Origin of the sequence: Microvirga aerilata, assembly GCF_016743775.1 — a bacterium.
Lineage (GTDB): Bacteria > Pseudomonadota > Alphaproteobacteria > Rhizobiales > Beijerinckiaceae > Microvirga > Microvirga aerilata.
This window is the reverse complement of the sequence record NZ_JAEQMY010000014.1, coordinates 129,458-141,388: the sequence shown is the minus strand read 5'-3', so window position 1 is coordinate 141,388 and position 11,931 is coordinate 129,458. Positions and strand designations below refer to the sequence as shown.

Genomic DNA, 11,931 nt, shown 5'->3' with positions numbered 1-11,931 from the left:
TGGCGCCAGCCTTGTTGCCGGTTCGCATCATCGCTGCCGCCCGCGCGACACACCAGCCTCACCCTGCTTCTTCCTCAACCCCATATGCGGGCGCGGTCCCTCAGGCGAAGCGGGCAGGGGGAGCAAACCTGTCAGAACTCTCGAAGGTCAGCTCAGGGTCAAACTCAACCTTGGAGCGCAGCCTTGAGAAGGCTTGCTGCCGAACCTGTTCCAGACATTCGCGGCAGTTTCGCCGGTCGGGCTTTGCACCCGGGTGCAAAAAAGAAGCGACTCTCAAGAAAATCAATGGCTTGGAGGAAGCTTGGTGGAGCTGAGGGGATTCGAACCCCTGACCTCTGCAGTGCGATTGCAGCGCTCTCCCATCTGAGCTACAGCCCCGGTCACATGGAGACCAAGTGGCGCAAGTTTTAGGCCCGCTCGCTTCGGTCTGTCAATCGGCCGGAGAAGGGCTTTCGGGCCGTTTGGGGCGCGAACTGCCGTCTCGTGAAACGGTTATGGGTTGTTCAGCCCCGCTTCAATCGTTACATGAGCAACGCCGATCCCTGACAGGTTTCCCATGCGCGCCCTTCTCAACGTCATCCTGCTGGCCCTGCAGCTCTATACCTACCTGATCGTCGCCTCGGCGATCCTGAGCTGGCTGGTGGCCTTCAACGTGGTCAATACCCGCAACGACTTCGTCCGCTCGATCTGGAACTTCCTCGATGCCGTGACCGAGCCGGTCCTGCGGCCGATCCGGAACATCCTGCCCAATCTGGGCGGGGTCGACATTTCCCCCATCATCCTGATCCTGCTGATCATTTTCATCCAGAATCTAATCGTCGACTATCTGATGCCCATCGCCTTCTGAGCGGGCCCTTAGCCTTGCCCTGGCGCGTTCGCCCCGACGGCCTGGAGATCAGGGTTCGCGTGACGCCCCGGGGAGGGCGGGATTCGCTCGACGGGGTGGAGAGCCTCTCGGACGGCAGGGCTGTCCCGAAGGTTCGGGTCAGGGCGGTGCCGGAGGACGGGGCGGCGAACGAGGGCGTGCGGCGCCTGCTCGCCAAGGCGTTGGGGCTCCCGGCCTCGGCGGTGAGCCTCGAGGCGGGCGCAACCGCCCGGCTGAAGACGTTTTTGATCATGGGCGAGCCGGAAAGGCTGGCGGCTGCCCTCGCGAAATTGACAGGACGGAGCCCATGAGCGCCACGATCATCGACGGAAAAGCCTATGCGGCGGGCCTGCGCGGGCGCATCGCCGGGGCGGTCGGAACCCTGGCCGGGCAGGGCGTGACGCCCGGGCTCGCCGTCGTCATCGTCGGCGAGGATCCGGCAAGCCAGCTTTATGTGAAGAACAAGGCCCGCCAGACCGTCGAGGTGGGTATGCGCTCCTTCGAGCACGTGCTGCCGGCCTCCACCTCCGAGGCGGAGCTTTTGGGCCTCGTCGCCCGGCTCAATGCCGACCCGGCCGTGGACGGCATCCTGGTGCAGCTGCCGCTGCCGGGGCAGATCGATGCCCAGAAGGTGATCGAGACCATCGATCCGGCAAAGGACGTGGACGGCTTTCATCCGATCAATGCTGGGCGCCTCATGACCGGCGTGCCGGGCCTCGTCTCCTGCACGCCCTTGGGGTGCCTGCTGCTGGCACAGTCGGTGCGCCGTGATCTCTCCGGCCTCAACGCCGTGGTGGTCGGGCGCTCCAATATCGTGGGCAAGCCCATGGCGCAGCTCCTCGTCGCCCAGAGCTGCACCGTGACGGTCGCCCATTCCAGGACCCGCGATCTCCCGGAGGTTTGCCGCAGCGCGGACCTTCTCGTCGCCGCCGTCGGCCGGCCCGAGATGGTGCGCGGCGATTGGGTGAAGCCCGGCGCCATCGTGATCGATGTGGGCATCAACCGGGTGCCGAACCCGGCGGCCGGCGAGGGCAAGACCAGGGTGGTGGGCGACGTGGCCTACGGGGAGGCGGCCGAAGTCGCCTCCGCCATCACGCCGGTGCCGGGCGGCGTCGGTCCCATGACCATCGCGTGCCTGTTGCGCAACACCCTAGAGGCCGCATGCCTGCGGCGCGGGCTCACCGTGCCGGCGGTGGATTTCGCCTGATCAGTTGGCTGCAAAGCAGTAGAACAGGCCCGCGCCGCCGGTGCCCCGCAAGGCGTCCTGGCTGCACCCGCCGCGGGTCGCGTGCGACGAGTTCCAGGATTTGGCGGGCGGCGACTCGTCCAGGCCCATGCGGTCGTGATGGCCCGTCATGGCCGCCCCTTCGGCGCCGCTCTTCGTCCAGTTGCCGCAGGTCATGTCCTGGTTGCCGGCAAATGCCGTCCCGTCGGGCTGGGAGCCTGTGAGGATGTCGTGCTGGTTCGGCTGGTCGCCACGGCCCTTCACCATCTCGCCCTTCTCGGTAAGCGCCGTCTGCTTGGTGAGATTGTTGCCGGGGCCGTGCAGATCCGCCACGTCCTTGGCGATGACCGCGCCCTTGGCGTTCTGCCACGGCCCGCGCCCGATGCGATCCCGGGCATTGACGGCCGTCGCGCCTTGGGTCGAGAGATAGGCCCGCCACATCTTGCCGCGAATGCCGGCGGCTTCCGCCAGGGTCTCGCAATGCCGGTCCGCACCGTCGAGGCCGCCGAGATCCGCGCCCTTGCCGGAGCCGACGCTGGTCACGAAGAAGGTGGTGTCGCCTGGGGCCGTCTGTGCCCCCGCCGACCCAACGGACGCCAGGGCAACGACCCCGATGGAAGCCATGATCGATAGGGTGCTCGTTCCGCGCATTGTTTCCTCCCGGATGGAATGACGATCATCCTCGCTCAAGACGGACGCTTCCGAGAGCGCAATTATTCCCTCCTCACGGCGATTTGAGGGTAAGGGGCCCCGTCCGCTCCTGGCCGGAGCACGGTCGCGGCGTCACGCCCCCCGCCGCAGGTGCTCCACGAGCTGCCGCGCCGAGGGGGCGAGGTCCTTGAGCGAGCGGATGCACAGGGTCAGGTCGCGGGCGGCCCAGGGGTCCTCGAGATCGACCGCGGCGATCGCCATGGTGCGGGCGGCGCGGCGCGCCGTGGTTTCCGGCACGATGCCGAGGCCCACGCCCGCTTCCACCATGCGGCAGACCGCGTCGAAGCTGCGCAGCTGGACCCTGAGCCTGATGGGCCTGCCGATCCGGGTGGCCTTGCCGGCCAGGAAGCGCTGGAGGGCGCTTGCCCGGTCGAGGCCGACGAAGTCGTGCTCCAGCACCTCGGCGAAGGAGATGTCGGCCCTGGCCGCGAGGGGGTGGCCCTTGGAAACGACGAGCACGAAGCGGTCGCTGCGGAACGGGTAGGTTTCGAGCCGCCCCGTATCGACGGTGCCGGCCACGATGCCGAGATCGCCGACGCCCTCCGCGATCAGCCCCACGATCTCGTCGCTGAGGCGCTCCTCCAGGTCGATGGACACCTGCGGGTGCCCGGCGAGAAACGCCCCGAGCGCCTCGGGAAGGAACTCGGTCAGGGCATTGGTGTTGGAGAGGATCCGGATCTGCCCCGTGAGGCCGCCCGTGTAGGATCCCAGGTCCTCCCGCAGGCGTTCGGCCTGCGCCAGCAGGGTGCGGGCATGCTGGAGCAGGGTCCGGCCGGCCGGGGTGGGGGTCACTCCGGCCCGGGTCCGCAGGAGGAGGGGGGCGCCGAGGGACTTTTCCATGTTGCGGATGCGGGTGCTGGCGGCAGCGAGCGCCAGGTGGGCCCGCTCCGCCCCGTGGGTGATGCTTCCCGCCTCGACCACATGGCGAAAGAGGCTCAGATCGGTCAGATCGAATTGCATGGTTTCCTTCGTCATCGGCGAAGGGAGATAAGAATAATTAAAAATTGTGCTTTGGGCGAGCCTGAAGCATTCTTCGCGACTGACGAAGTGTGTCCTGCTGTTGCCCCGTTGGGCAGAAGGCGCATTGCGGTGTTGCCGCGCATCCGATACGAACCATTCCAAACGACGCGCGACTTAGCCGTCGCCGACCAGGAGTGAAACCTATGGCTGAGGCGAAAGTGGCTCCCAGGCCCCTGTCCCCGCATCTTCAGATCTACCGGTGGAGCTGGACGATGGCGATGTCCGTCGCCCACCGCATCACCGGCGTCGCCCTGTATGGCGGCATCGCGATGTTCGCGATCTGGCTCGTGGCGCTCGCCTCCGGCCCCGATGCCTTCGACACGGTGCAGTGGTTCTTCGGCTCGCCGGTGGGCTACCTGATCCTGTTCGGCTACACCTGGATCCTCATGCACCACATGCTCGGCGGCGTGCGCCACCTGGTATGGGACTTCGGCTACGGCATGGAAACGGTCCAGCGCATCAACATGGCCCGCTTCACCCTCGTCGGCTCGATCGCGCTCACGCTGGCGATCTGGGCTGTTGCCTTCCTGTTTTTCTAAGGAGACCGGACCATGGCCGACAACAGGGCTGACACCCGCGTTTCCATGCGCACCCCGCTTGCCCGCGTGAAGGGCCTCGGCGCCTCCGGGCACGGGGTCGAGCATTGGTGGCTCCACCGGATGACGGCGGTGTCCAACATCCCGCTCATTATCGCCTTCGTGATCGTCGTGGCGGCGCTTGCCGGCTCCTCCTACCAGGATGCCATTGCGATCATCTCGCACCCGCTCGTCGCGATCATCCTCATCCTGGCGGTCATCTCGGTGACGAACCACATGCGGCTCGGCATGCAGATCGTCATCGAGGACTATGTCCACGCCAAGGAGCTGAAGATCGCGGCGATCATCGCCAACAACTTCTATGCGGTGATCATCGCGGTCGCCTGCCTCTACGCCATCCTCAAGGTCAGCCTCGGCCGCATCCTGGTTTAAGGACAAAACTCATGGCTCAAGCAACGAACGGCGCCGCCGTCAACGGCAAGGCCTACACCATCGTCGACCACAGCTTCGACGTGGTGGTGGTGGGCGCGGGCGGCGCGGGTCTTCGCGCCACCGTCGGCTGCTCGCAGGCAGGGCTTCGCACCGCCTGCATCACCAAGGTGTTCCCCACCCGCTCCCACACGGTCGCGGCGCAGGGCGGCATTTCCGCGTCCCTGGGCAATATGGGCCCGGACGACTGGCGCTGGCACATGTACGATACCGTGAAGGGGTCGGACTGGCTCGGCGACCAGGACGCCATCGAGTATCTGTGCCGCAACGCGCCGGCCGCCGTCTACGAGCTGGAGCATTGGGGCGTTCCCTTCTCCCGCACGGCCGAGGGCAAGATCTACCAGCGGCCCTTCGGCGGCATGACCACCGAATACGGCAAGGGCACGGCGCAGCGCACGTGTGCCGCCGCCGACCGCACGGGCCACGCGATCCTGCACACCCTCTACGGGCAGGCGGTGCGCAACCAGACCAACTTCTTCATCGAGTACTTCGCCCTCGACCTGATGATGAACGACGAAGGCCGCTGCATCGGCGTCGTGGCCCTCAACCAGTCCACCGGCGAGATCCACCGCTTCCGCGCCCACATGACGATCCTGGCCACCGGCGGCTACGGGCGCGCCTATTTCTCGGCCACCTCCGCGCATACGTGCACGGGCGACGGCAACGCCATGGTGCTGCGCGCAGGCCTGCCGCTGCAGGACATGGAGTTCGTGCAGTTCCACCCCACCGGCATCTACGGCGCGGGCTGCCTCATCACCGAGGGGGCGCGCGGCGAGGGCGGGTACCTCACGAACTCGGAAGGCGAGCGCTTCATGGAGCGCTATGCGCCTTCCGCCAAGGACCTCGCGTCCCGTGACGTGGTCTCCCGCGCCATGACCATGGAGATCCGCGCCGGCCGCGGCGTGGGCAAGAACAAGGACCACATCTACCTGCACCTCGACCATCTCGACCCGAAGATCCTGCACGAGCGCCTGCCCGGCATCTCGGAAAGCGCCAAGATCTTCGCGGGCGTGGACGTGACCAAGGAGCCGATCCCGGTCCTGCCGACCGTGCACTACAACATGGGCGGCATCCCGACGAACTATCACGGCGAGGTGCTGACCCTGAAGAACGGCAACCCGGACACGGTGGTGCCGGGCCTGATGGCGCTGGGCGAAGCCGCCTGCGTGTCCGTGCACGGCGCGAACCGTCTCGGCTCCAACTCGCTCATCGACCTCGTGGTGTTCGGCCGCGCGGCCGGGCTGCGCTGCGCCGAGATCCTCGAGCCCAACGCCAGGCATGCCGAGCTGCCGAAGTCGGCCGATGAGCTCGCGCTCTCGCGCCTCGACAAGTTCCGCTACGCCAACGGCTCCACCTCGACCGCGGAGCTGCGCCTCCAGATGCAGAAGACCATGCAGAACAACTGCGCGGTGTTCCGCACCGGCGAGGTGCTGGAGGAGGGCAAGCAGCTCATCCACCAGGTCTGGTCTGCCGCCGCCGACATCAAGGTCACGGACCGCTCGCTGATCTGGAACACCGACCTCCTGGAGACCCTGGAGTTCGACAACCTGATCGGTCAGGCCGTGGTGACCATGGAAGGCGCGGCCAACCGCCAGGAATCCCGCGGCGCGCACGCCCGCGAGGACTTCTCGGACCGCGACGACAAGAATTGGATGAAGCACACGCTCGCCTGGCTCGACGACACCTCCCACAAGGTGACCCTCGATTACCGGCCGGTGCACACCTACACCATGTCGAACGAGATCCAGTACATCGAGCCGAAGGCTCGCGTGTACTGATCGGGTTGAAGACGCGCATGAAGTGCCGCATCTGGCGTACCCAAGTCGTTCAAGGACGGTTCGCGGAATACGAACGGTTCGCCCGCGAGATCTCGCTGCCGATGTTCCAGTCCCAAGCTGGTTATCGGGGTGTGATGATGGGGGGCGACGGCCCGGATCGGATCGTCATCACCCTTTGGGAGAATGACGACGCCATTGCGGCACTCGACGCATCGTCCGCCTATCGCGACACGGTTTCGAAGATTATCGCCACAGGCTTCCTGACAGGCGATCAGTCCGTTGAAGTTTATGACACCCACCTGTCGGATCTCGACGCGATCCGCGCGTGAGTGATTTGAAGGATTAGTGAGAAGTCGCCCATGGCCCAGTTCACGCTTCCCAAGAATTCCCAGTACACCGAAGGCAAGACCTGGCCGAAGCCGGCCGAGGGGGCGAACCTTCAGGCGTTCCGCATCTACCGCTGGAACCCGGACGACGGGCAGAACCCGCGCATCGACACCTTCTACGTCGACCGGGACGATTGCGGCCCGATGGTTCTCGACGCGCTTTTGTGGATCAAGAACAACGTCGACTCAACGCTGGTCTTCCGCCGCTCCTGCCGCGAGGGCATCTGCGGGTCCTGCTCCATGAACATCATGGGCAAGAACACGCTGGCCTGCACGCTGGGCATCGATGATTGCGACAGCGACACCATCAAGATCTATCCGCTGCCGCACATGCCGGTGCTCAAGGATCTGGTGCCCGATCTCACCAGCTTCTTCGCCCAGCACGCAGCCATCGAGCCCTGGCTCCAGACGCAGACGGCGGAGCCCGAGACCGAGTGGCGCCAGACGCCGGAGGAGCGCTCCAAGCTCGACGGGCTCTACGAGTGCATTCTCTGCGCCTGCTGCACCACCTCGTGCCCGAGCTACTGGTGGAATGGCGACCGGTTCCTAGGACCCGCAGCCCTGCTTCAGGCCTATCGCTGGCTCATCGACAGCCGCGACGAGGCCACCGGCGAGCGCCTGGACAACCTGCACGACCCGTTCCGGCTCTACCGCTGCCACACGATCATGAACTGCGCCAACACCTGCCCCAAGGGGCTGAACCCGGCCAAGGCCATCGCCGAGGTCAAGAAGATGATGATCGCGCGGGCGGTCTGATCCCGCCGGTGACGCCTCCTTGCAACATCTCCATGAAAAGGCGCCGCGAGCGCCTTTTTTTGCGCCGCGCGATCCCATATCTCGAAGCCAGAACGATGTTGACCTAGGTTCATATTCCTTCCGGTAGCGTTAGACTGCGTAGAATGCCGGCCCAAGAGGACGGCAACGCATGAGAGGACCACGATGACGAACTCCATCTGGCTCACCACCGCGGTGATGTGCTCCGCTCTGGCGCTCGGCGCCTGCACCTCGACCCGTCTGGGCGGCGGTCCCGTCCGGGGTGCTGCGGCTGCTCCGGTGGTGGAGCCGGCACCGGTCGAGGCCGTGCCGTCGGGGGCCATCGAGGCGGCTCCCTTGCCGCCCATCGCGGGCGCGCCTTTGGCAGGCGATCCCATGGCTCCGGCGCCCGGCGCGGACGTCGCCGGCCTGCCGCCCGCGCCTCCGCCGCCGACCGTGGCGGCCCCCGCGCCGGCGCCCGCTCCCTCGAGCCGTACCGCCATGGTTGGCAACTGGAGCGCCCAGACCTCCGGCGGGAGCTGCCGCATCCAGCTCTCGAGCTCCCCCGCGCTCGACCTCTACCGGGCCTCGGCCTCCGGCTGCTCCAACCAGGATCTGTCGAAGGTCAATGCCTGGGATTACCGCGACGGCGAGGTCTATCTCTACCAGACCGGTGGCGCCGTGGCTGCGCGCCTGCGCGGCTCCTCCGCGTCGCTCAGCGGCGTGCTGGCCAAGTCCGGAGCCCCGCTGACGCTCGCTCGCTGATGGCGTCTGTCCTCCTCGCGGGGTCGAGGGTGGGGTGAAAAGCCGAAGCGCTGCGCGTCATTGCACCCTCCGTCATCATCACCGGCACGGAGCCGGTGATGATGACGATGTGGAGCACCGCGCCTCTCCGGATCGGGATGGCCGGCACAAGGCCAGCCATGATGTGAAGGTCTCACCCGGTCGCACCTCTCTTGCACCCTCCCCACGAGGGGAAGGGCAAAAGCAGCGCGGGGCTTTCGAGGGGCCGGCCCCTGGGAACGGAAGGCTTTCCGCGAAAGCGGCCTGAAGACGTTTGCGCTGGACCCTTGAGGAAGGTATCGATTGAGCCGTGAACGACACCTCATTTTCCTCGCCCCAATCCATCACGTCCCGCTACGGCGCCCTGGTCAAGGCCGGCGCCATCGAGCGCGACCCGGCGCAGGTGGCGCTGCTCAAGCGGCTCGAAGGGCTGGCGGAGGCTCTCGGCTCCTATCGCCTGGCCCGCAAGCCCAGCGCGCTCGGCTGGCTCTTCGGCAAGAAGAGCCCGGCGCCGCCCAAGGGGCTATATGTCTGGGGCTCGGTCGGGCGCGGCAAGACCATGCTCATGGACCTGTTCTACGAGGCGCTGCCCGTCAGGCGAAAGCGCCGGGTCCATTTCCACGCCTTCATGGCGGACGTGCATGAGCGCATCCACGCCTACCGGCAGAGGCTGAAAAACGGCGAGGTCTTCGGCGACGATCCCATCGGGCCCGTGGCCGAGGCCCTGGCCGAGGAAGCCTGGGTGCTCTGCTTCGACGAGTTCACCGTTACGGACATCGCCGACGCCATGATCCTCGGCCGCCTGTTCACGGCCCTCTTCGCTCACGGCGTCGTGGTGGTCGCCACCTCCAATGTGGAGCCGGACCGGCTCTACGAGGGCGGGCTCAACCGTTCGCTGTTCCTGCCCTTCATCGGCCTGCTGCAGGAGCGGATGTCGGTGGCGAAGCTCGACGCCCGCACCGACTTCCGGCTGGAGAAGCTTGCCGGCAGCCCGGTGTTCTACACGCCGGCCGATGAGGACTCCCACGCGGCCCTGAGCCGGGCCTTCAGGAGCCTCACAGGGCGCGACCAGGGCAAGCCACTCACCCTGACCGTCAAGGGCCACCCGGTGGAGGTGCCGCAGGCGGCCGGCGGCGTGGCGCGGTTCTCCTTCGAGGATCTGTGCTCCAAGCCCCTGGGGGCCGCCGACTATCTGGCGGTCGCCGAACACTTCCACACGGTCATCCTGGAGAACATTCCGGCGATGACCGTGGAGCTCCGCAACGAGGCGAAGCGCTTCATCATGCTGATCGATGCCTTCTACGACGCCCATGTGAAGCTGCTGGCCTCTGCCGAGACCGAGGCGCCGGAACTCTATCAGGCGGATTCCGGCCGGGAGGCCTTCGAGTTCGACCGCACCGTGTCGCGGCTGATCGAGATGCGCTCTCAAGGATACCTCTCCCTGCCCCATGGCCGGGCCGACTCCGCCGACCGGGGGCATTCGACCGGGCTTGCCGAAACATGAGGCGGCCCAGCGGCGGCTCCTTCCGGATCGCCGAGGCCGCTCCGGCCGACACCCGGCTTCTCGCCATCGCGGCCGACCAGCTGAGAGAGGTTGGGCCGAAGCAGATCACGGTCGTGGGCATCGCCGATGCGGCGGGCATGACCCATGCCAATGTCTACCGCTACTTCGCCAACAAGGCCGCCCTTATCGATGCGGTTGCCGGGCAGTGGCTGCGGGGCATGGAGGCGACCATCGCCGACATCGCGGACTCCCCCGATCCTGCCGACGACAAGCTCGAGCGCCTGATCCAGGCCTGGGCCGGCGCTCACCGGGAGCTCCTGCACGACAACCGGCATCTCTTCGACGTTTATTGCATGGCCACCGAAACCGCCCGGCCCCTTATCCGCAAGCACCGGTCGCGGATGCGCAAGCTGATCGAGAGGGTGCTGGACGAGGGCATCGCCACAGGCAAGTTCGAGCCCCGGGACCGGGAAAGGGCCATCGCCTTCATCAGCGATGCAGTCTACCGCTTCATCAATCCGCTCACCGTCCGCCTGGATGCCGACGTGCCCCAGGACGTGCTGGACCAGCGCCTCGCCACCATGATCCGGGTCATTCTGCGGGCGCTGGGCAACGGCAGCGTATAGGGCAAATTACAAATTCCCAAAATTGTAACATGAAATTGAGGAACATGGCCGTTCGGCTAAGTTGTTGGAGCCGTGAAGGAAATCCTTAAGGATAAGCTTGTTCTGTCTGGGTCGCAGCCGCAAAGCCTTGCCTGTTAACCTTTTGCTGGCTTGAAGCTACCCCATCTCTCATGTCAAACAGCGCCACCTTATAAAAGGCTTTTGCCTTCTCAAAACCCAAGGACAGACCATGGCCCGGAAAAAGATCGCGCTCATCGGTGCAGGCCAGATCGGCGGTACGCTCGCCCATCTCGTAGGCTTGAAGGAACTCGGCGACGTCGTTCTCTTCGACATCGCAGAAGGCATCCCCCAGGGCAAAGGTCTCGACATCGCCGAATCCGCGCCGGTCGACGGGTTCGACGCCAAGTACAAGGGCGCGAACGATTACGCCGATATTGCAGGCGCCGACGTGATCATCGTCACCGCCGGCGTGCCGCGCAAGCCCGGCATGAGCCGCGACGACCTCATCGGCATCAACCTGAAGGTCATGGAAGCTGTCGGCAACGGCATCAAGCAATATGCCCCGAACGCCTTCGTGATCTGCATCACCAACCCGCTCGACGCCATGGTGTGGGCGCTGCAGAAGTTCTCCGGCCTTCCCCCTGAAAAGATCGTCGGCATGGCCGGCGTGCTGGACTCGGCCCGCTTCCGCCACTTCCTGGCCGAGGAGTTCAACGTGTCGGTCGAGGACGTGACCGCCTTCGTGCTCGGCGGCCACGGCGACGACATGGTGCCGCTGGTGCGCTACTCCACGGTGGCCGGCGTCCCGCTGCCCGATCTCGTGAAGATGGGCTGGACCACCCAGGAGAAGCTCGACGCCATGGTCGAGCGCACCCGCAAAGGCGGCGGCGAGATCGTGAACCTGCTCAAGACCGGCTCTGCCTTCTACGCGCCGGCGGCGTCGGCCATCGCCATGGCCGAGAGCTACCTCAAGGACAAGAAGCGCGTCCTGCCCTGTGCGGCCTATCTCTCGGGTCAGTACGGCGTAAACGACATGTTCGTGGGCGTTCCGATCGTGATCGGCGAGAACGGCGTCGAGCGCATCGTCGAGGTCGCGTTCTCCGCCGACGAGAAGGGCATGTTCGAGAAGTCCGTCGCCTCGGTGCAGGGCCTCGTCGACGCCTGCAAGCAGATCAACCCGGCCCTGGCCTAAACATCAAAAGACGCTAGGCCGGGCATGTCCCGGCCTTCTCGCCTTTCAACCGCTGCTGCGGAG

The 11,931-nt window shown here is 66.1% G+C and carries 14 protein-coding genes and 1 tRNA gene; 12 read left to right on the top strand and 3 right to left on the bottom strand.

Annotated elements, in window-relative coordinates:
• Positions 1 to 302 precede the first annotated feature (302 nt).
• Positions 303 to 378: transfer RNA gene (locus JKG68_RS12415), tRNA-Ala, on the bottom strand.
• A 178-nt stretch (positions 379 to 556) separates the two neighbouring features.
• Here JKG68_RS12415 and JKG68_RS12410 point away from each other — a divergent pair.
• Genes JKG68_RS12410 through folD form a run of 3 tightly spaced genes read left to right on the top strand, consistent with a single transcriptional unit; the run spans position 557 to position 2,072 of the window.
• On the top strand, positions 557 to 847 hold the full coding sequence (locus tag JKG68_RS12410) for a YggT family protein (RefSeq protein WP_202059785.1): 291 nt from the start codon (positions 557 to 559) through the stop codon (positions 845 to 847).
• Positions 848 to 861: 14 nt separating this feature from the next.
• On the top strand, positions 862 to 1,176 hold the full coding sequence (locus JKG68_RS12405) for a DUF167 family protein (protein ID WP_202059783.1): 315 nt from the start codon (positions 862 to 864) through the stop codon (positions 1,174 to 1,176).
• The gene (gene folD / locus JKG68_RS12400; RefSeq protein WP_202059781.1) at positions 1,173 to 2,072 is read left to right on the top strand and encodes a bifunctional methylenetetrahydrofolate dehydrogenase/methenyltetrahydrofolate cyclohydrolase FolD; all 900 of its coding nucleotides are present in this window, start codon (positions 1,173 to 1,175) and stop codon (positions 2,070 to 2,072) included. The genes JKG68_RS12405 and folD overlap by 4 nt, the downstream gene beginning before the upstream one ends.
• Here folD and JKG68_RS12395 read toward each other — a convergent pair whose 3' ends face one another.
• Both JKG68_RS12395 and JKG68_RS12390 read right to left on the bottom strand, forming a co-directional pair.
• On the bottom strand, positions 2,073 to 2,741 hold the full coding sequence (locus tag JKG68_RS12395; RefSeq protein ID WP_202059779.1) for a hypothetical protein: 669 nt from the start codon (positions 2,739 to 2,741) through the stop codon (positions 2,073 to 2,075).
• 132 nt (positions 2,742 to 2,873) lie between these two features.
• Positions 2,874 to 3,761, bottom strand: coding sequence for a LysR family transcriptional regulator (locus JKG68_RS12390; protein WP_202059777.1), 888 nt, complete (start codon positions 3,759 to 3,761; stop codon positions 2,874 to 2,876).
• Positions 3,762 to 3,964: 203 nt separating this feature from the next.
• Here JKG68_RS12390 and sdhC point away from each other — a divergent pair, with 203 nt between their 5' ends.
• From sdhC to mdh, 9 genes are all read left to right on the top strand, one after another.
• Complete coding sequence (sdhC, locus tag JKG68_RS12385; protein ID WP_202059775.1) at positions 3,965 to 4,360, top strand: succinate dehydrogenase, cytochrome b556 subunit; 396 nt, start codon at positions 3,965 to 3,967, stop codon at positions 4,358 to 4,360.
• Positions 4,361 to 4,372: 12 nt separating this feature from the next.
• Positions 4,373 to 4,789, top strand: a complete 417-nt coding sequence (sdhD, locus tag JKG68_RS12380; RefSeq protein WP_202059773.1) for a succinate dehydrogenase, hydrophobic membrane anchor protein — start codon at positions 4,373 to 4,375, stop codon at positions 4,787 to 4,789.
• An 11-nt stretch (positions 4,790 to 4,800) separates the two neighbouring features.
• Positions 4,801 to 6,624 (top strand): succinate dehydrogenase flavoprotein subunit, encoded by a 1,824-nt coding sequence (gene sdhA / locus JKG68_RS12375; protein ID WP_202059771.1) that lies wholly within the window; start codon positions 4,801 to 4,803, stop codon positions 6,622 to 6,624.
• A 17-nt stretch (positions 6,625 to 6,641) separates the two neighbouring features.
• Positions 6,642 to 6,953: a hypothetical protein gene (locus JKG68_RS12370; protein WP_202059769.1), complete on the top strand. Its 312-nt coding sequence runs from the start codon at positions 6,642 to 6,644 to the stop codon at positions 6,951 to 6,953.
• 30 nt (positions 6,954 to 6,983) lie between these two features.
• Positions 6,984 to 7,766, top strand: coding sequence for a succinate dehydrogenase iron-sulfur subunit (locus JKG68_RS12365; RefSeq protein ID WP_202059767.1), 783 nt, complete (start codon positions 6,984 to 6,986; stop codon positions 7,764 to 7,766).
• A gap of 183 nt (positions 7,767 to 7,949) precedes the next feature.
• Positions 7,950 to 8,528: an AprI/Inh family metalloprotease inhibitor gene (locus JKG68_RS12360; protein WP_202059765.1), complete on the top strand. Its 579-nt coding sequence runs from the start codon at positions 7,950 to 7,952 to the stop codon at positions 8,526 to 8,528.
• Between the two features lie 328 nt (positions 8,529 to 8,856).
• Complete coding sequence (zapE, locus tag JKG68_RS12355; RefSeq protein WP_202059763.1) at positions 8,857 to 10,050, top strand: cell division protein ZapE; 1,194 nt, start codon at positions 8,857 to 8,859, stop codon at positions 10,048 to 10,050.
• The gene (locus JKG68_RS12350; RefSeq protein ID WP_202059761.1) at positions 10,047 to 10,676 is read left to right on the top strand and encodes a TetR/AcrR family transcriptional regulator; all 630 of its coding nucleotides are present in this window, start codon (positions 10,047 to 10,049) and stop codon (positions 10,674 to 10,676) included. Before zapE ends, JKG68_RS12350 begins: the two co-directional genes overlap by 4 nt.
• Before the next feature lie 229 nt (positions 10,677 to 10,905).
• Entirely contained in the window at positions 10,906 to 11,868 is a 963-nt protein-coding gene (gene mdh, locus JKG68_RS12345) for a malate dehydrogenase (protein ID WP_202059759.1), read from the top strand.
• The last annotated feature ends 63 nt before the right edge of the window (positions 11,869 to 11,931 follow it).

Bases quoted from the DNA above. Each gene is read 5' to 3' on its own strand.
- JKG68_RS12410 (WP_202059785.1), top strand. From the start codon at position 557: ATGCGCGCCCTTCTCAACGTCATCCTGCTGGCCCTGCAGCTCTATACC.
- mdh (WP_202059759.1), top strand. From the start codon at position 10,906: ATGGCCCGGAAAAAGATCGCGCTCATCGGTGCAGGCCAGATCGGCGGT.
- JKG68_RS12395 (WP_202059779.1), bottom strand. From the start codon at position 2,741: ATGCGCGGAACGAGCACCCTATCGATCATGGCTTCCATCGGGGTCGTT.
- JKG68_RS12360 (WP_202059765.1), top strand. From the start codon at position 7,950: ATGACGAACTCCATCTGGCTCACCACCGCGGTGATGTGCTCCGCTCTG.
- JKG68_RS12350 (WP_202059761.1), top strand. From the start codon at position 10,047: ATGAGGCGGCCCAGCGGCGGCTCCTTCCGGATCGCCGAGGCCGCTCCG.
- sdhD (WP_202059773.1), top strand. From the start codon at position 4,373: ATGGCCGACAACAGGGCTGACACCCGCGTTTCCATGCGCACCCCGCTT.
- JKG68_RS12390 (WP_202059777.1), bottom strand. From the start codon at position 3,761: ATGCAATTCGATCTGACCGATCTGAGCCTCTTTCGCCATGTGGTCGAG.
- JKG68_RS12365 (WP_202059767.1), top strand. From the start codon at position 6,984: ATGGCCCAGTTCACGCTTCCCAAGAATTCCCAGTACACCGAAGGCAAG.
- JKG68_RS12370 (WP_202059769.1), top strand. From the start codon at position 6,642: ATGAAGTGCCGCATCTGGCGTACCCAAGTCGTTCAAGGACGGTTCGCG.
- sdhA (WP_202059771.1), top strand. From the start codon at position 4,801: ATGGCTCAAGCAACGAACGGCGCCGCCGTCAACGGCAAGGCCTACACC.
- folD (WP_202059781.1), top strand. From the start codon at position 1,173: ATGAGCGCCACGATCATCGACGGAAAAGCCTATGCGGCGGGCCTGCGC.
- sdhC (WP_202059775.1), top strand. From the start codon at position 3,965: ATGGCTGAGGCGAAAGTGGCTCCCAGGCCCCTGTCCCCGCATCTTCAG.